Source organism: Streptomyces sp. NPDC047085, from assembly GCF_040643735.1.
In the GTDB taxonomy this organism is placed as follows: domain Bacteria; phylum Actinomycetota; class Actinomycetes; order Streptomycetales; family Streptomycetaceae; genus Streptomyces.
Genome location: NZ_JBEYUW010000004.1, coordinates 673,461 through 693,638, shown reverse-complemented (window position 1 = coordinate 693,638; position 20,178 = coordinate 673,461). Strand labels below are relative to the sequence as shown.

At 72.4% G+C, this 20,178-nt stretch carries 5 protein-coding genes; 1 reads left to right on the top strand and 4 read right to left on the bottom strand.

What is annotated here, in order from left to right:
• Positions 1-213 precede the first annotated feature (213 nt).
• Positions 214-945, top strand: coding sequence for a TetR/AcrR family transcriptional regulator C-terminal domain-containing protein (locus ABZ865_RS18615; protein ID WP_361231160.1), 732 nt, complete (start codon positions 214-216; stop codon positions 943-945).
• Positions 946-1,095: 150 nt separating this feature from the next.
• Here the strand turns inward: ABZ865_RS18615 and ABZ865_RS18610 are convergent, their stop codons facing one another.
• Genes ABZ865_RS18610 through ABZ865_RS18595 form a run of 4 tightly spaced genes read right to left on the bottom strand, consistent with a single transcriptional unit; the run spans position 1,096 to position 20,131 of the window.
• Positions 1,096-2,286, bottom strand: coding sequence for a cytochrome P450 (locus ABZ865_RS18610; protein ID WP_361231158.1), 1,191 nt, complete (start codon positions 2,284-2,286; stop codon positions 1,096-1,098).
• 13 nt (positions 2,287-2,299) lie between these two features.
• Positions 2,300-3,493: a cytochrome P450 gene (locus tag ABZ865_RS18605; protein WP_361231156.1), complete on the bottom strand. Its 1,194-nt coding sequence runs from the start codon at positions 3,491-3,493 to the stop codon at positions 2,300-2,302.
• 60 nt (positions 3,494-3,553) lie between these two features.
• Complete coding sequence (locus ABZ865_RS18600) at positions 3,554-3,772, bottom strand: MbtH family protein (protein WP_361231154.1); 219 nt, start codon at positions 3,770-3,772, stop codon at positions 3,554-3,556.
• Between the two features lie 60 nt (positions 3,773-3,832).
• Positions 3,833-20,131 (bottom strand): amino acid adenylation domain-containing protein, encoded by a 16,299-nt coding sequence (locus ABZ865_RS18595; protein ID WP_361231152.1) that lies wholly within the window; start codon positions 20,129-20,131, stop codon positions 3,833-3,835.
• Between the last annotated feature and the right edge of the window lie 47 nt (positions 20,132-20,178).

Below are 20,178 nucleotides of genomic sequence, written 5' to 3'. Positions count from 1 at the left end.
CCGCCGGGATCGACAGATCCACCCCGTCCAGCACCCGGTGCTCGCCATACGCCTTCCGCAGCCCGACAACCGAAATCGCCGCACTCGTCATCTCAATCATCCTCCTCACTGACTTGCACACCGTTCAAGTCATTACCGTAGAGGCGACTTGCACGCTGTGCAAGTGCTGTCTTGAACTTTGTGCAATCCGAATTTCTGATCTAGCCTGAGCCCATGCCCCGTGACACGTTGACCCGCGAACAGATCGTGCGTGCCGCCATCGAGCTGCTGGACGCCGAGGGTCTTGAGGGCTTGAACATGCGCAGTCTCGGCAAGCGGCTCGACTCGGCGGCCACCGCCGTCTACTGGCATGTGAAGAACAAGGACAACCTCGTCATACTCGCCAGCAACGAGGTGTGGAACGAGGTCGGACTACCCGACCTGGACACCGTCGACTGGCGTACGGCGGCGACCGTCATGGCGGGCGACCTCTACCGCATGGTCACCACGCACCCGTGGCTGGTGATGGCCTTCGCGTCGCAGCCCTTGTACGGGGAGAACAAGGCCCGCCATGACGACCACAGTCTCGCGGTCTTCGAGAAAGCCGGCTTCGTCGGTGCGGAGGCCGACCAGGCGGCCGCCGCGGTCTTCACGTTCGTCCTCGGACACGCCATAGGTCTGTCGGCCACCGTGTCGGTGAACCGGCGTCTGACCAATGCCGGCCGGAACGCCCAGGAGACCATCCGGGAGGCGATGACGCAGGCGACGGAGATCGCGATGCGCTTCCCGCACCTGCGGGAGCGCGTCGACTCCTTCGCCGCCGGCGACTACGGAGCCGCACCCGAGCACAGCTTCGAGTTCGGCCTCCAGGCCATCCTGGACGGGCTCGAGCACCGGCTCGGTGCCCGGTCGCTGCCGCTGCCGGACCGGGCCGGAGCGGAGGACCTGGACAGCGTCCATCGGTGAACTCCCGTCGGTAGGTGAGGGGTTCGGTTCCCTCGGTTCACCTACGACGTTACGGAGTCCCCTTATCGCCGGGTTATTGACGCGCTATCGCTTCCAGGGCATACGAAGTCCCCGCCGGTGGAACCGGCGGGGACTTGGTGTTCGTGCAGGTCAGGACGTGCGGACCGCCAGGGAGCGGACGCCGGTGAACTCGGGCGAGCCGAAGAAGACCGGCGCGATGTCCGGGTCCACCCGCAGGGCCGGATACCGGTCCAGGAGCAGGTTGAAGATGATCCGCGTCTCCACCCGGGCCATCGCCGCGCCGACGCAGTAGTGGGCGCCGCGGCCGTATCCGACGTGCTGGTTGGGCGCGCGGCCCACGTCGAAGGTGTCCGCGTCCGGGAACTGCCGCGGGTCCCGGTTGGCGGCGCCCAGCTGGATGCTGACCATCTGGTCCTTGGGGATCTTCACCCCGCCCACCTCGACGTCCGCCTCGGTGGCCCGGTACGAGGTGGTGGCCGGCGTGAAGTACCGCATGACCTCCTCGAACATGCTGGGCACCAGCGAGCGGTCGGCCCGCACCCGCGCCGCCTGCTCCGGGAACGACTCCAGGCAGAGCATGGTGTTGCCGATCAGGATCGGGCTGGTGAGGTGCCCCGCGCCCAGCACGGCCACCGCGAAGTTGATGATCTCGTCCCGGGCCATCGGACTGCCGTCGAGATAGCGGAACTCCAGCATCAGGCTGAGCAGGTCCTGCTTCGGCTCCTTGGCGCGCTCGTCGATGATCGCGCCGAGGAAGTCGCGCAGCGGCAGCAGCGGGCCGAGCAGCGAGTCGAAGTACTCCTCGCCGCCCTCGCCGACCGTGCTCATCTGGACGTCCGCGTCCATCGTCTGGTCCACGGCCTTGAACATGTCACGGTGCTCGGGCGGGGTGCCGAGCAGCTCGCTGAACAGGATCCCCGACAGGTCGTCGATGAAGTCGCCCAGCAGGTCGAACCGGTCCCGGCCGGCCAGCTTGTCGAGCAGCTCGGTGCCGAGCTTGGTGATCCGGATCTCCAGGTCGTCCATGCGCTTGGGGCTGAAGGCCTTGCCCACCTGGCGGCGCATGTGGAGGTGCTCGGGGCCGTTCATCTGGGCCATGTCACCCTTGATGAGCTTGGCCTGCTCCTCGTCCACGTCGAACAGGCGGGTGGAGTCGGCCGAGAACGACTCGGAGTCGTTCAGCACCTCCAGCACCTCGTGGTACCCGGTGACCTGCCAGACGCCCAGGCTCTCCTCGAACCTGACCTTCTCCTCCGGCAGCTGCCCGCGCAGCCAGTACTTGTCCGGTCCAAGACCCCACCGGTCCGCGAACTCGGTCATCCGTCGTCACCTCCTACTTCATCAGGACGTGCAGGGAGCGCACGCCCACCATGTCCTCCGAGGGGAAGAACGTGGTCGGCTTCTCCGGGTCGGACTCGAAGTCCGGGTACCGGTCGAGCAGGGCGTTGACGGCGATCTTGCCTTCGAGGCGGGCGAGCCGGGCGCCCAGGCAGTAGTGCACGCCGTGTCCGAAGACGATGTGCGCGTTGGGGGTGCGCTCGGGGATGAACGCGTCCGGGTTCTCGAACTGGCGCGGGTCGCGGTTGGCGGCGCTCACCCACGGCAGGATCATCTGCTCCGCCGGGATGGTGACCCCGCCGACCTCCACCTCCCGGGTGGTGACCCGGGACAGGGTCGCGGCCGGCGGCAGCAGGCGCAGCGCCTCCTCGATCGCGCCGGGCACCAGCGAGCGGTCCTCGCGCACCCGGTCCCGCTGGTCGGGCTCGGTGTCCAGGCAGGTCATGGTGTTGCCGACCATCATGGTGCTGGTGATGTGCCCGGTGATCAGCAGCACGTTGGCGATGTTGACGACCTCGGTGTCGGTGAGGCGGTCACCGTCCTCCTCGGCCTGGGTGAGGTAGGTCAGCAGGTCCTCGCGCGGGTTCTTGCGGCGCGCCAGCACCTCGCCGTGCATGTACTCCAGCAGCGGCTGCAGACGCTTCTCCGCGCTGTGGATCTGCTCCTCGATCCCGTCGCCGCCGGCGACGAAGTCGAGGCCCGCCATGTTCTCGATGATGTCGAACGCGGCGCCCTTGAACAGGTCGAAGTCCTTGCTGTCCACGCCGAGCATGTCGGCGATGACCCGCACCGGCAACGGGTAGGCGAGGTCGGCGACCAGCTCGAAGCTGCCCTTCTCCTCGACGGCGTCGAGGAGTTCGTCGGTGATCTTCTTGATCGAGGGCTCGAGGTTGGTCACCACGCGCGGGGTGAAGGCACGCCCGATGAGCTTGCGGTACTTGGTCTGCTCCGGCGGGTCCATCTGGGAGATGTCACCCTGCTGGAACTTCTCGTCGACCTGCACGGCGGCGTACGCGGCCGTCTTGGCGGAGAACGTCTCGTGGTCACCGAGGACCTGCTCGACCTCGGCGAAGCCGTAGATGTTCCACGCGCCGAACGCCTCGCTGAACTCGACGGTCTTCTCGGGGCGGATGCCGCGCAGCCAGGGGCTGTTGGGGTGGAAGTTCCACCGCTCGACGACTTTCGACATGGGGAAGGTGATTCCTCTCGCTACTTCGCTGGTCGCTGCTTCTCTGGCTACTGGGTCCGGCTACTTCTCCGCGGCCATCGCGGTCCGCAGGCTCCTGGGCCGCAGGTCGGTCCAGTTCTGCTCGACGTACTCCAGGCACTCGGCGCGGCCCGCCGGGCCGAAGACGGCCCGCCAGCCGGCCGGGACGTCCGAGAAGGTCGGCCAGAGCGAGTGCTGGTCCTCGTCGTTGACCACCACCTGGAACTGGCCGTTCTCGTCGTCGAAGGGGTTGCTGCTCATGTGTCGGATCTCCGTTTCCTCAGGGCTTCACAAGACGTGATGGGGCAGCGCAGGTCGGTGTCAGGGCCGTTCGGACGTCTCGGTCAGCCCCCGCGCGGCGAACTCCCGGCTGATGACCCGGCAGATCTCGTCGGCCGGGTCGGCGTTGATCAGGTCGTGGTGGGTGGACTCGATGTCGACCTGGGTGACGGTCCCGGTGATGTACGGCTTCCACAGGTCGCCGTAGCGGGCGTCCGGGTTGGGCACCGCGTTGAAGAACAGCGCGTCGCCGTGGAACACCGGTGAGGTGAACCCGGGCGTCAGGGACGTGTGGTTGACGATCACCCGGACCGCGTTGTCGAGGAACGACTCGTAGTCCTCCTGGGAGCCGACCCCGCTGGTGAGGTGCTCGCGGAAGTACTCCCGCAGCGCGCTCGGGGTGGGCGCCGGCTGTGTCGCCAGGTAGTCGCCGGGCACGCTGTCCAGCAGCACCAGGAACGCCACCGCGTGGCCGCGGGCCTGGAGCCGGGCGGCGACCGCCTGGGCGAGGGTGCCGCCGATCGAGTACCCGGCCAGGTGGAACGGGCCCTCGGGCTGGACGGCCAGGATCTCCTCGACGTAGTCCAGGACCATCTCGTCCAGGGACTCGGGCAGCCGGGCCGCCCCGTCGAAGCCCTTGGCCTGGATGCCGTAGATCGTCCGGTACTCCGGCAGCCGTCCGCCGAAGCCCAGGTAGGGCCAGCAGATGCCGCCGCCGGGGTGGACGAACCACAGCGGTGCCTCCGAACCGGCGGACGTGCCGCCGCCCTTGATGGACAGCACCGGTGCGAACGGGTCGCCGGAGGCCCCGGAGTCGCCCTCCTCCTCCAGGAGCGCGGCCAGTTCGGCGACCGTCGGCGCGTCGAACACCGCGCGCAGCGGCAGGGTCACGCCGAGGACCACGCTGATCCGGCTGATCAGCCGGGAGGCGAGCAGCGAGTGGCCGCCGCGGCCGAAGAAGGAGTCGTCGATGGTGACCGAGTCCAGGCCCAGCACCTCGGCGAACAGACCGCACAGGATCTCCTCGCGGGTGGTGCGCGGCGCCCGTCCGGCGGAGTCGCCGGCGAAGTCAGGGGCCGGCAGTGCCCGCTTGTCGAGCTTGCCGCTCAGGGTCAGCGGCAGCTCGTCGATGACCAGCAGCGCGGCGGGCACCATGTGCTGCGGCAGCCGCTCCCGCACCAGTTCGCGCACCTCGTTCACCAGCTCCGCGTCGCCGGCCCGGTCCGCGGTGGGCACCAGGTAGCCGGCCAGGCGCCGGTCGCCGCCGCTGTTGTCGACGACCACCACGGCCTGGTCGACGCCCGGGTGGGCGGTCAGCCCTGCCTGCACCTCGCCGAGTTCGATGCGGAAGCCGCGGATCTTGACCTGGTCGTCGGCGCGCCCGTGGAAGACCAGCGCGCCGTCGGCGGTCCACGCCACCACGTCGCCGGTGCGGTACATCCGCTCCCCGGGCTGGCCGAACGGGCAGGCCACGAACCGGGAGGCGGTCACCGGCGGCTTGCCGATGTAGCCGCGGGCGAGCCCCGGACCGGCGATGTACAGCTCGCCGGGCACGCCGACCGGGACCGGCTGGAGCGCCGCGTCCAGGACGTACAGGCGGGTGTTGTGGATGGGCGTGCCGATCGGGAACACCCGGTCGTCCGCGGCCATCGGGGCGCTCATGGTGGCGCACACGGTGGTCTCGGTCGGGCCGTAGACGTTCATCATCCGGCGGCCCGGCGCCCACTGGGCGACCAGCTCCGGCGGCGGCGCCTCACCGCCGACCAGCAGCGAGACCACGCTGGTCAGCGAGTCGGCGGGCAGCGCGGCCAGCATGGACGGCGGCAGCATCATGTGCGTGACCCGGTGCCGGTCCACGGTCTTGGCCAGCGGCAGCCCGGGTGCCAGCTCCTCCTTGTCGGCGAGGACGAGGGTGGCGCCGGACAGCAGCACCGTGAACATCTCGCACAGGGAGACGTCGAAGCTGGGCGAGACCAGCTGCAGCATCCGGCTGCCGGCGGTGACCGCCATCCGCTGCACATGCGACTCGACCAGGCTCGCCACACCCCGGTGGGTGACCGCGGTGCCCTTGGGCAGGCCGGTCGAACCGGAGGTGTAGATGACGTACGCGGCGCTGTCCAGGGTGGTGCGCCGGTCCACGCGCGGCACGTGTCCGCCGCCGGACGGCACCTGGTCCACCCGCAGGGTGGCCAGGTTGTGCCCGGCCAGTACCTCGGCGGCGGTGGCGTCGACCACCGCGAGCCGGGCACCGGAGTCGCCCAGCATGTAGGCGATCCGTTCGGCCGGGTAGGTGTGGTCCACCGGCAGGTAGACGCCGCCCGCCTTGGTCACGCCGAGGAGGGCGACGACCAGGTCCGGGGAGCGGCGGGTGGCCACCGCCACCACGGTCTCCGCCCCGACGCCCCGCTCGCGCAGCGCGTAGGCCAGCCGGTCGGCGCGCTCGTCGAGTTCCCGGTACGTCACCGACTGCTCCTCGAAGAGCAGCGCGACGGCGTCCGGGTGGGCGGCGGCCTGCCGCTCGAACTGGTCGGCGACGGTGCCCTCGGCGGTGAGCGCCGCCGTGTCGTTGAAGCCGTCCAGCAGCCGCTGCCGCTCCTCCTCCGGCTGGAGGGTGATCGCGGCGACGGGCACGTCCGGGTCGGTCGCCATCTGGGTGAGGACCCGGCCGAGCCGGGCCGCGATGCCCTCGGCGGCGGCCTGTTCGAAGTGGTCCTGCTGGTACTCCATGACGACGTGCAGCCGGTCGTCGGCGGCGGCCGCGATGCCCAGCGGGTAGTGGGTGCCGTTGCCGGTGCCCACCCCGGTGATGGCGATGCCGCCGTTGGCGTCGGCGTCGCTCAGGCCGTCCCGCTCCATCGGGAACGACTCGAAGACGACGACCGTGTCGAACAGCGTGGTCAGACCGGCGATCCGGGAGATCTCGGTGAGCCCGACGTGGTGGTGGTCCATCAGCGTGCCCTGCCGGTCCTGCAGCGCCGTGAGCACCTGGCGGAAGGTCTGCCAGGGCGACAGCTCCGCCCGCACCGGCAGGGTGTTGATGAACAGGCCGACCATGGACTCCACCCCCGGCACGGCCGGCGGCCGCCCGGAGACCGTGGTGCCGAACACCACGTCCTGCCGGCCCGTGAGCCCCGCCAGGACGATCGCCCACGCGCCCTGCACCAGGGTGTTGAGGGTGACGCCCAGCTCGGCGGCGGCCCGGATCAGATCGCGGGCGGTGTCCGGGGCGAGCGGGATGTCGGCCTGCCCCACACGCTGGGCGTCGGCCTGCACCGTGCGGTCGGTGACGATGAGCGTCGGCTCCTCGACCCCGGCCAGCTCGGTCCGCCAGGCCCGCGCCGAGGCGTCCGCGTCCTGCTCCGACAGCCAGCGCAGGAAGTCCCGGTACCGGTGCGCCCGCGGCAGCACCGAGGGGTCGCCGGCCGAGCCGTACAGCCGCAGCAGCTCGCCCATCAGGATGCTCAGCGACCAGCCGTCCAGCAGGGCGTGGTGGGAGGTCAGCACGAGCTGGGCCTCCTCGGCCCCGGTCAGCGCCAGCGTCATCCGCAGCAGCGGGGGCCGGGCCGGGTCGAAGTGGTCCGCCTCGTCCGCGGCGAGGATCCGCCGCAGCTCCTCCGCGCGCGCGGCCTCGTCCAGGTCCCGCAGATCTGCCTGCTGCCAGGGCAGTTCGACCTCGTCCAGGACCAGCTGCACCAGCTCACCGGCCGCGTTCGACACGAACGCGGTGCGGAGGTTGGCGTACCGGTCCAGCAGCGCCTGCCCGGCGGCGCGCAGCCGCTCGGGGTCGACGGCGCCGCCGAGGCCGTAGACGACCTGCACGTGGTAGGCGTCGTACGAGGTCTGCGCGAGCATCGACTCGAAGAGCAGGCCGTGCTGCAGCGGGGTCAGCGGCCACACGTCCGCGAGGGACGGGTAGCGGTGCTCCCAGCGCTCCAGCTCGCTCTGGCGCACGGCGACCAGCGGCACGTCGGACGGGGTCAGTCCGCCGGCGCCGGGCAGCGCGGCATGGCGGGCCAGGCCGGTGAGGGCGGTGCCCCACAGGTCGGCCAGCTCCTGGACCTCCGCCTGGGTGAGCACGCCGGTCGGGAAGCCGAAGCGGACCGCGAGCTGCGGGCCCGCGTCGGTGTCCGTGACCGCCGCGTTGATCTCCAGGGTGGACATCACCGGCATGTCGGCGTCCGGGACGGCGATCAGCTCGTTCATGCCGGGCGTCTGCGTGAAGCCGAGGCCGCGCAGTTCCTCCGGCATGTCGGTGGTCGCGGAGAACCGGCCGAGGTAGTTGAAGGCGATCTGCCCGGTGGGGTGCGGGGCGAGGACGGCGCCCGTCTCGTCGTTCAGGTAGCGCAGCAGGCTGTAGCCCATGCCCTTGTCGGGGATGCGCAGCAGCTGTTCCTTGACCGCCTTGATCACGGAACCGGCCGCCGCGCCGCCCGCCAGCGCCTCGTCCACGTCGGCGTCACCGACGTCGAGGCGCACCGGGAACATGCTGGTGAACCAGCCGATGGTGCGGGACAGATCGGCACCCGGGACGACGGCCTCCTCGCGGCCGTGCCCCTCCAGCTTCACGAGCAGCGACGACTCCTCGACGCCCCGGTCGCGCCGCCAGCGGGCCACCGCCAGCGCCAGCGCGCTCAGCAGACCGTCGTTCACGCCGCCCCGGAAGGCGGCCGGAACGGTGGTCAGCAGGGCCTCGGTGACCTCGGACGGCAGCTTCAGCCACACGTGGTCCACGGTGGACACGACATCCACGGCCGGGTCGACCGGCCGGGAGCCGATCACCGGGTCCGGGCCCTCCACGACCGACCGCCACAGCTCCAGCTCGGCGGTGCGCTCGGGGGAGGACGCCTTCTCCACCAGGGCGTGCGCCCAGCGCCGCGCGGAGGTCGCCACGGCGGGCAGCTCCGGGGTGCGGTTCTCGCGGACCTGCTTCCAGGCCTCGGCGAGGTCCGGGAGCAGGATGCGCCAGGAGACGCCGTCCACGACCAGGTGGTGCAGCACGATGATGAGACGGCCCGGCACGTCCGCACCGGCGTCGAACCACACGAACCGCGCCATGACACCCGCCGCCGGATCCAACAGACCTGTGGCGGCGTCGAGTTCGGCCACGGCCTGCTCGTGCCATGCCTGGTCCCAGGACCCGTCCGCCGACACCCGGTGGATCAGCGGGGCGAGGTCCACCGAGCCGGGCTCCGGGACCTCCAGGCCGTCGGCGACGAGCCGCGAGCGCAGCAGGTCGTGCCGGTCCCAGACCGCCGTGAGCGTGGCCACCAGGCCCGCCTCGTCGATGCCGACGGGCAGGTCCGCCACGGTCGACATGGTGAACCGGCCGTACCCGCCGCCCAGTTCGAACAGGTACTTCGCCACCGGCAGCAGCGGGACGAAGCCGACACCGCCGCCCTCCAGCTCCTCCAGCTCGACGCTCGCCCCGCGCCCGGCCGCGACCTGGGCCAGCTCGGCGACCGTGCGGTGCTGGAAGATCTCGCGCGGGGTCACCTCGACGCCCCGGGCACGGGCCCGGGAGACGACCTGGATGGAGCGGATGCTGTCGCCGCCGACCACGAAGAAGTCGTCGTCCACACCGACCCGGTCCACGCCCAGCACCTCGGCGAACACCGCGGCGAGGATCTTCTCCGTCTCCGAGGCGGGCGCCCGGTATGCCTCGTTCTGGAAGGCCGGCGCGGGCAGCGCGGCCCGGTCCAGCTTGCCGTTGGGGGCGAGCGGGAGCCGGTCCAGCACCACGAACGCCGACGGCACCATGAACTCGGGCAGCCGCGCGGATACGAACTTCCGCAGCTCCGGAACCGAGACGCCGGCCGTCAGGTCGAGGCTGTTGCGGGTGCGGGCCGAGTCGTCACCACCGCTGCGGGCCGGGACGACGTACCCGACGAGCTGCTTGCCGTCGCCCTTGCCCGCGCGGACCATGACGACCGCCTGCTCGACGGAGGGGTGCGCGGTGAGCGCCGCCTCCACCTCGCCCGGTTCGATGCGCAGGCCGCGGATCTTCATCTGGCCGTCGCCGCGGCCGACGTACTCCAGCTGCCCGTCCTGGTTCCAGCGGACCAGGTCGCCGGTGCGGTACATGCGCGAGCCGGCCGGTCCGAACGGGTCCGGCACGAACCGCTCCGCCGTCAGGGCCGGCCGCCCGTAGTACCCGCGGGCCACCGAGCCGCCGGCGACGTACAGCTCGCCGGGGACACCGGGCGGCACCGGCAGCAGGCCGTCGCCGAGGACGTACACGCGGGCGCCGTCCAGCGGGGTGCCGATCGGCGCGCCGGACCGGTCCGCCCACTCCTGGTCGGCCAGGAGCGTGAAGGCGGAGGCGTAGAAGGTCTCGGTCTGGCCGTAGCCGTTGACCACCCGCACCCCGGGGAAGGCCGCGCGGGCCCGCTCCACCAGGGCGGCGGGCAGCGGCTCGCCGGCGAAGACCAGGGTGTCGATCCGCGCCTTGTCGGCGATCTGGTCGAGGAGTTCGGCGAACACCGACGGGACGGAACTGACCACCGTGCCCTGCCAGTTCTCCCACTCGCCCAGCTCCAGGACGTCACGGACCACCTCGACCGAGGCGCCGGTGGTCAGCGCCGTCAGGATCTCGAACACCGACACGTCGAAGTTGACGGAGGTGCCCGCGAGGACCCGGCCGCCCGGCTCCAGACCGACCGCCGTCACCAGGGAGGGCAGACAGGCCGCGATGTTGCGGTGGGTGATCGTGACGCCCTTGGGGACACCGGTGGAGCCCGAGGTGTACATCACGTACGCCGCGTTGTCCGGGTGGACGGCGGCCTCGACCGGCCCGGCGTCGCCGGACTCCAGGTCCAGTCCGTCCAGGGTCAGCACCGGCACCTCGTGCTCGGGCAGCGCGGCCGCCGACTCCTCGTCGACGAGGAGCAGCCGGGGGCGCGCCTGGTCCAGCATCAGGCCGAGCCGGGCGCTGGGGTAGCGCGGGTCGATCGGGACGTAGGCGGCGCCCGACTTCAGGATGCCGAGCAGCGCCACGACCAGGTCGGCCGACCGGGGCAGCGCGAGCCCCACCAGGGACTCGGCGCGCACCCCCCGCTCGCGCAGGGCGCGGGCCAGCCGGGTGGAGCGCTCGTCCAGCTCCCGGTAGGTCAGGGTCCGGTCGCCGAAGACGACCGCGGTCTCCTCCGGGCGGGCGGCCACCTGGGCCGCGACCAGGGCGGGCACCGTGGCGTCGGGCGCCGGGCGGCCCGGCCCGGCGACGGCGGCCAGCCGCTCGTCCTCGCCGGGCAGCAGCACGTCGGGCAGCCCGATCCGCTGCTCGGGGTCGGCGACCAGCTGCTCGACCAGCCGCACGAAGCGGGCCGCGAGGTCCTCCACGGTGCCCCGGTCGAACAGGTCGGTGGCGTACTCGAGATGGCCGATCACGCCCTGGCCGGGGATGTCGCCCATGTTGAAGAACAGGTCGAACTTCGCGGTCCCGGTGAAGGACGGCTCCCAGGCGACCTCCAGGCCGCGCATCCGGAAGTCCTCGCGGGTGATGTTCTGCCAGGCGAACATCACCTGGAACAGCGGGTGGTAGGCGGTGGAGCGCTCCGGGTTGAGCAGTTCCACCAGCCGCTCGAACGGGGCGTCCTGGTTGTCGTACGCCGTCAGCGCCTTGTCCCGGACCCGGCCGAGGACCTCGGCGAAGGTCGGGTGGCCGGACAGGTCGGCGCGCAGCACCCAGGTGTTGACGAAGAAGCCCACCAGGTCGGCGAGGGCCGCGTCGGTGCGGTTGGCGATCGGGGAGCCGATGGTGACGTCCTCGCCGCCGCCGAGCCGGCCGAGCAGCACCGCGAGGGCGGACTGCAGCACCATGGCGGCCGTGGCGCCCCGGTCCCGGGCCAGCCGCTCGACCGCCTCCGCCACGTGCGGCGGCAGGCCGAACTCCACGACGTCGCCGCGGTGGCTGGGCGCGGGCGGGCGCGGCCGGTCGGTGGGCAGCCGCAGCGGCTGCGGCACCCCGGCCAGCTCCTTGCGCCAGTACGCGGCCTGGGCGTGCAGCACGCCGGCCGGGTCGTCCTCGGCGCCGAGCAGCTCGCGCTGCCACAGCGTGAAGTCGACGTACTGGACGGCCATCTCCGGCCAGTCCGGCTCGGTGCCGTCCAGGTGTGCCGCGTAGGCGGCGGCCAGGTCGCGGGCGAGCGGGGCGATCGACTCGCCGTCGACCGCGATGTGGTGGATCACCAGCGCCAGCAGGTGCTCGCGCTCGTCCAGCCGCAGCAGCGTGGTGCGGGTCGGGATGTCCGCCGCCAGGTCGAAGGGGCGGTCCAGGACCCGCTGCAGCTCGGCGTCGGCGCCGTCCCGGGTGACCTCGATCAGCGGGGTGGCCAGGTCGACCGTGCCGGCGGGCAGCACCCGCTGGTACGGGGTGCCGTCCTCCTCGCCGATCACCGTGCGCAGCACCTCGTGCCGGGCGACCACGTCCGCCAGCGCGGCCCGCAGCGCCCCGACGTCCAGCGTGCCCTTCAGGCGCAGCACGAACCCGTGGTTGTAGGTAGCCGAGGGACCCTCGAAACGGTCCACGAACCACAGCCGGGTCTGCGCGTACGACAGCGGCACCCGCTCGGGGCGGACCTCCGCCGGGCGCAGCAGCGGGCGGGCCGGGCCGCTCGCCGCGATGTGCTGGGCGAGCCGCGCGACCGTGGGCGCGTTGAACACCATCCGGACGCCGATCTCCGCGCCCAGCTCGGCGCGGATCCGGTTGACCAGACGGGTGGCCAGCAGGGAGTGGCCGGTGCGGACGAAGAAGTCGTCGTCGATGCCGACCCGCTCCACGCCGAGCACCTCGGCGAACAGCCGGCACAGCACGTCCTCGGTCGCCGTGCGCGGGGCCCGGTAGGCGACGCCGGTGAACTCGGGCTCGGGCAGGGCGGTGCGGTCCACCTTGCCGTTGGGCAGCACCGGGAAGCGCTCCAGCGTCACGAACGCCGAGGGCACCATGTGGTCGGGCAGCTTCGCGGACATGAACTCGCGCAGGTCGCCGGGTGCCTCGTCACCGGCCGGGATCACGTACGCGGCCAGGTACTTGGAGGTGCCGCTGCCGTGGCCCTCGCGGGCGACGACCACGGCCTGGGCGACGCCGGGGTGCGCGGTCAGCGCCGCCTCCACCTCGCCGGGCTCCACCCGCACACCGCGGATCTTGACCTGGCCGTCGCCGCGGCCGACGTACTCCAGCAGGCCGTCGGCGTTCCACCGGGCGAGGTCGCCGGTGCGGTACATGCGCGCCCCGGGCGGACCGTACGGGTCGGGCACGAACCGCTCGGCGGTCAGCGCCGCCCGGCCCCGGTAGCCGCGGGCCAGGGAGGCACCGGCGACGTACAGCTCGCCGGTCACGCCCTGCGGCACCGGGCCGAGGCCCGCGCCCAGCACATAGGCGCGGACGTGCTCCAGCGGCGCGCCGATCGGCGCGCTGCCGTCGCCGCCGAACTCCTCGTCCGGGGCGAGCGCGAAGGCGGTGGCGTAGAACGACTCGGTCTGGCCGTAGCCGTTGACCACGCGCAGCCCCCGGAAGACCTGCCGGGCGCGGGCCACCAGCGCGGCCGGCAGTCCCTCGCCCGCGAACACCGCGACGCTCGGGCTGATCCGGCCCGGCAGGGCGTCCAGCAGCTCGGCGAACGCCGACGGGACCGAGCTGATCACGTCGGCGGTCCAGTCGTCTCGCTCGCCCAGCGCCAGCACGTCCCGGACCAGTTCGACGGTGCCGCCGCAGGTGAGGGTGGTGAAGATCTCGAACACCGACACGTCGAAGTTGACGGAGGCGCCGGCCACCATCCGGGTGCCCTGCCGGGCGCCGAGGGCGGCGGCGAGGGCGGGCAGGCAGCTGGTGACGTTGCGGTGGGTGAGCGTGACGCCCTTGGGCACGCCGGTGGAGCCCGAGGTGTACATCACGTACGCCACGTTGTCGGGGTGTACCGCGGCCTCGGCCACGGCGCTCCCGGCCGGCCCGGCCTCCGCCTCGACGTCCGCCAGGTGCAGCACCGGCAGGTCGGTCTCCGGCAGGACGGACTCGGAGGCGGGGTCGGTGAGGACCAGCGCGGGGGCCGCGTCGGTGAGGATGAACTCCAGGCGCCCGCTGGGGTATTCGGGGTCGACCGGTACATATCCGGCACCTGCCTTCAGGATGCCGAGCAGTGCCACGACCAGCTCGGCGGTGCGCGGCAGGGCGACGGCCACCAGCGTCTCGGGGCCCACACCGCGCTCGCGCAGTGCGTACGCCAACCGGTCGGCGCGGTCGTCGAGCTCGCGGTACGTCAGCCGCTGCCCGCCGGCGACCAGGGCGACCGCGTCCGGGGTGGCCGCGGCCTGCTCAGCGAACCGGCCGGGGACCGTCGCGTCCGGCGCCGGCGCCACGGTGGCGCCCGCCCGCACCCGGTCCCGCTCGGCGTCGGTCAGCACGTCCACCGTGCCGACCGGCCGCCACGGCTCGGTGACCAGCGCGTACAGCACCCGCTCCAGGCGGACGGCGAGGGTCTCCGCCGCGTCCCGGTCGAGGGCGTGCGGCTGGTACTGGAGCGACAGCCGCAGGTGGGGGTCGGCGTCGGCCATGACGGTCACCGGGTAGTGGGTGCCGCTGAACGGCGTGATGCCGGTGATGGCGACGCCCGCCGTGTCGTTGGCCTCGCTCAGGCCGACGTGGTCGACCGGGTACGACTCGAACACGACCAGGGTGTCGAAGAGGGTGCTGGTGCCGACGGTCCGGTGGATCTCCGTCAGGCCGTAGTGGTGGTGGTCCAGCAGCGCGCCCTGCCGTGCCTGGAGTCCGGCGAGCAGCTCGGCGAAGGTCTCGCCGGGCGCGATCCGCACCCGCACCGGCAGGGTGTTGATGAACAGGCCGACCATGGACTCCACGTCCGGCACGGCCGGCGGACGGCCGGAGACCGTGGCGCCGAACACCACGTCCTGGCTGCCCGTCAGCTGGCCCAGCAGCACCGCCCAGGCGCCCTGCACCAGGGTGTTGAGGGTGACACCGAGGTCGGCGGCGCGCGCCGACAGGTCGAGGGCGAGCTGCTGGGAGAGCGGTACGTCGACATGGCCGACGTCGTCCACGCGCTCCCCGGCGTCCTTCTCCCGGGCCAGCAGCGTCGGGTGGTCGAACCCGGCCAGCTCCACGGCCCAGGCCCGCGCGGAGGCGGTGCGGTCCTGCCGCTCCTGCCACACCAGGAAGTCCCGGTACGGCCGCGCCCGCGGCAGCGCGGAGGCGTCACCGGCGGATCCGTACAGCCGCAGCAGGTCCTGCATCAGCGTGGGCACCGACCAGCCGTCGAACAGCACGTGGTGCGCGGTGAAGACGAGGGCCGCGCGGTCCGGGCCGCGGGTGACCAGGGTGCAGCGCAGCAGCGGGGGCGCCGCCGGGTCGAAGCGGGCGGTGCGGTCCGCGGCCAGCAGCGCCTGGAACACCTCCTCGCCGGCGCCGGTCAGGTCCACGTGCCGCCAGGGCAGTTCGACCTCGTCGAGGACCAGCTGGGCCAGGTCGCCCGAGCTGTCGGGCACGAACGCGGTGCGCAGGTTGGCGTACCGGTCGAGCAGCGCCTGGGCGGCGGCCCGCATCCGCTCCGGGTCGACGGCGCCGGACAGGTGGTAGGCGAACTGCATCTGGTAGGCGTCCTGCGTCGCCTCCGACACCTGGGACTCGAAGAGCAGACCCTGCTGCAGCGGGGTCAGCGGCCACACGTCCGCGAGGGACGGGAAGCGCTGCTCCCAGGCCTCCAGGTCGCGCTGGCGCACCGGGGTGAGCAGCACGTCCGACGGGGTCAGCCCGCCGGCGCCGGGCCGGCCCGCGTGCCGGGCGAGCCCGGTCAGGGCCGTCTCCCACAGGTCGGCCAGCTCCTGCACCTCCTCGCGGGAGAGCACCCCGGTCGGGAAGCCGACGCGGGCGGTGAGCTGTCCCGAGTCGGTGACGAGCGCGTTGATCTCCAGGGTGGACATCACGGGCATGTCGGCGTCGGGGACGGCGATCAGCTCGTTGGTGCCCGGGGTCTGGGTGAAACCGAGGCCGCGCAGTTCCTCGGGCATGTCGGTGGCGGCGGAGAACTGGCCGAGGTAGTTGAAGGCGATCTGCCCGGTGGGGTGCGGGGCGAGGACGGCCGCGGTCTCCTCGTTGAGGTAGCGCAGCAGGCCGTAGCCCATGCCCTTGTCGGGGATGCGCAGCAGCTGTTCCTTGACCGCCTTGACGACCGATCCGGCGGCCGAGCCGCCCGCCAGGGCCTCCTCCAGGTCGGCGCCGCCGATGTCCAGGCGCACCGGGAACATGCTGGTGAACCAGCCGATGGTGCGGGACAGGTCCGCACCCGGTACGACGGCCTCCTCGCGGCCGTGCCCTTCCAGCTTCACCAGCAGCGACGACTCGTCCACGCCCCGGTCGCGGCGCCAGCGGGCCACCGCCAGCGCGAGCGCGCTCAGCAGACCGTCGTTGACCCCGCCCCGGAAGGCGGCGGGCACGTCGGTGAGGAGTGCCTGGGTCACGGCGGCGGGGACGCGGACCCAGACGTAGTCGACGGTGGAGATGGTGTCCACGGCCGGGTCGACCGGGCGGGAGCCGACCAGCGGGTCCGGGCCCTCCACGACCGACCGCCACAGCTCCAGTTCGGCGGTGCGCTCGGGGGAGGCCGCCTTCTCCACCAGGGCATGCGCCCAGCGGCGCACGGAGGTGCCGACCGCGGGCAGCTCCGGAGTGCGGTTCTCGCGGACCTGCTTCCAGGCCTCGGCGAGGTCAGGCAGCAGGATGCGCCAGGAGACGCCGTCCACGACCAGGTGGTGCAGCACGATGATGAGACGGCCCGGCACGTCCGCACCGGCGTCGAACCACACGAACCGCGCCATGACACCCGCCGCCGGGTCCAACCCGCCCGTCGCGGTGTCGAGTTCGCGCTCTGCCTGCGCGTACCAGGCGTCGTCCCAGGTGCCGTCGGCCGGCACGCGGTGGACGAGGGAGGCGAGGTCCACCGAGCCGGGCTCGGCGACCTCCATGCCGCCCTCCACCAGACGTGAGCGCAGCAGGTCGTGCCGGTCCCAGACCGCCGTCAGGGTGGCCACCAGGCCCGCCTCGTCGATGCCGACGGGCAGGTCCGCCACGGTCGACATGGTGAACCGGCCGTAACCGCCGCCCAGTTCGAGCAGGTACTTCGTGACCGGGGACAGCGGTACGAAGCCGATGCCGCCGCCCGCCAGTTCCTCCAGCGTCTCGGCCGCCTGGCCCCGGCCCGCCGCGACCTGCGCGAGTTCGGCGACGGTGCGGTTCTGGAAGACCTCGCGCGGGGTGACCTCGACACCGCGGGCGCGGGCGCGGGAGACGACCTGGATGGAGCGGATGCTGTCGCCGCCGACGACGAAGAAGTCGTCGTCCACACCGACCCGGTCGACGCCGAGCACCTCGGCGAAGACCGCCGCCAGCACCTGCTCGGTCTCCGTCGAGGGCGCCCGGTAGGCCTCGTTCTTGAACACCGGCGCGGGCAGCGCCCGCCGGTCCAGCTTGCCGTTCGGGGCGAGCGGGAGGCGGTCCAGGACCACGAACGCCGACGGCACCATGAACTCGGGCAGCCGCGCGGAGACGAACTTCCGCAGCTCCGGCACCGAGACGCCGGCCGTCAGGTCGACGTGCAGATCACCGATGCTCTCGGCGGAACCGAGGTCGTTGCCGATGACGCCCACCGGGACGACGTAGCCGACCAGCTGCTTGGTGCCGGCGTGCTCGTGCACGGACACCACGGCCTGGGCGACGCCGGGGTGCGCGGCCAGCGCCGCCTCCACCTCGCCCGGCTCGATGCGCAGGCCGCGGATCTTGACCTGGCCGTCGCCGCGGCCGACGTACTCCAGGCGGCCCTCCCGGTTCCAGCGGGCGAGGTCGCCGGTGCGGTACATGCGCGTGCCGGCCGGTCCGAACGGGTCGGGAAGGAAACGTTCCGCCGTCAGGGACGGCCGCCCGTAGTACCCACGGGCCACCGCACCGGCGACATACAGCTCGCCGACCACGCCCGGCGGTACGGGCGCCAGGCCCGGACCCAGCACATAGGCGCGCATGTTGCCCAGCGGCTCACCGATCGGCACGCTGCGCGAGGCGTCCCACTCCTCGGCCGCGTCGACGGTGAACGTGCCGGCGTAGAAGCTCTCGGTCTGGCCGTAGCTGTTGACCACGCGCACGCCCGGGAACGCCTTGCGGGCGCGCTCCACCAGGGTCGCGGGCAGCGCCTCGCCCGCGAACACCAGGGTGTCCACGCTGGTCTTCCCGGTGATCTGGTCGAGGACCTCGGAGAACACCGACGGCACGGAGCTGATGACGCTGCCGTGCCAGTGCTCGCGCTCGCCCAGCTCCAGCACGTCACGGACCACCTCGACGCTGCCGCCCGTGGTCAGCGCCGTGATGATCTCGAACACCGACACGTCGAAGTTGACGGACGTGCCGGCCAGCATCGTGCGGCCCGGGCCCATACCGACGACCGTGGCCAGGCGCAGCACGCCGTTGACCACGCCGTGGTGGGTGATGGCCACACCCTTGGGGACGCCGGTGGAGCCCGACGTGTACATCACGTACGCGAGGTTGTCCGGGCGCAGCGCGACCCCGGTGGGGCTCGCGTCGGCGCCCTCCAGGTCCACCTCGTCCAGCAGCAGCGCGGGCACGTCGTGCTCGGGCAGCAGGCCGACGGTGTCGCCGTCGCTGAGCAGCAGGGCGGGGCGGGCCTGGCCCAGGACCACGCCGAGCCGCTGGCTGGGGAAGCGCGGGTCGATCGGCAGATAGGCGGCGCCCGATTTCATGATGCCGAGCATCGCCACGACCAGGTCGGCCGTGCGGGGCAGCGCGAGGCCGACCAGGGACTCGGCGCTCACGCCCCGCGTCAGCAGGGCGTGCGCCACCCGGTTGGCCCGCTCGTCCAGCTCGCGGTACGTGAGCCGCACGTCGCCGCACAGCACGGCGGGCGCGTCGGGGTCCACGGTGAGCTGCTGCTCGAACAGCTCGGGCACGGTCAGCTCGGGCGTCGGCGCCGCCTGCCCGGCGAACCGGGCGAGCCGCTCGCGCTCGCCCGGCAGCAGCACGTCGGTGGTGCCGACCGGCCGGGACGGGTCGGTGACGAAGTCCCGCAGCACCTGGAGGAAACGCGGCCCGAACCGCTCGACCGTGTCCCGGTCGAACAGATCGGTGGCGTACTCCAGGACGCAGCGCATGCTGCCGTCGGCGGGGTCGACGGCGAAGTTGAACTCCAAGTCGAACTTGGCGGTGTGGGTGGGCACCGCCTCAAGACGGCCGCGCACCCCGGGCAGGTCCAGCTCGATGACGTCGTTGCTCTGCCAGGTGAACATCACCTGGAACAGCGGGTGGTAGGCGGTGGAGCGCTCCGGGTTGAGCACCTCCACCAGCCGCTCGAACGGCGCGTCCTGGTTGTCGTACGCGGCCAGCGCCCGGTCCGCGACCCGGGCCAGGGCCTCGGCGAAGCTCGGGTTGCCGGACAGGTCGGCGCGCAGCACCCAGGTGTTCACGAAGAAGCCGACGAGGTCGAGGAGCGCCTCGTCGGTGCGGCCGGCGATGGTGGCGCCGAGCGGGATGTCGTCACCGGCGCCGAGGCGGTGCAGCAGCACCGCGAGCGCGGTCTGCATGATCATCGGCACGGTCGCGCCGTGCTCGGCCGCCAGCCGTTCGGCGGCGTCGACCAGCTCCTGGTCGAGGGCGAAGTCGACCATGTCGCCGCGGTGGCTGATCACTGCGGGCCGGGGCCGGTCGGTGGGCAGCTGCAGCTGCTCCGGGGCGCCGCCCAGCGCCTCGCGCCAGTAGTCGAGCTGCTGGGCGAGCACGCTGTCGGGGTCGTCCTCGTCGCCGAGCAGCTCGCGCTGCCACAGCGTGTAGTCCTTGTACTGGACCGGGAGTTCCTCCCAGCCCGGGACATCGGAGTGCACGCGCGCGGTGTAGGCGGCGGACAGGTCCCGGGTGAGCGGCTCCATCGACTCGCCGTCGGCGGCGATGTGATGGATGTTCAGCACCAGCAGGTGCCGCTCGGGGGCGGTGCGGACCAGCACGGCCCGCACCGGGATCTCGGCCGCGAGATCGAAGTGGTGTCCGCCGACCTCGGCGATCACGGCGTCCACCCCGTCGGGGGCGGTCTCGACGAGGGGGACCTCCAGGCGCAGGTCCTCCTCCGGGACGATGTGCTGGCCCGGCACCCCGTCCGCGTCGACGACGAACACCGTGCGCAGACTCTCGTGCCGGACCACCACGTCACGCAGGGCCGCCGACAGCGCCGCCACGTCGAGCCGTCCCTCCAGGTGCAGGAGGAACGGGATGTTGTACGTGGCCGAGGGTCCCTCGAAGCGGTCGATGAACCAGAGGCGCCGCTGCGCGAAGGACAAGGGGATCATGTGGTGTCTACTCCTCGATCAGTCGTCCTGCGCGCGGCCCCGGCGTG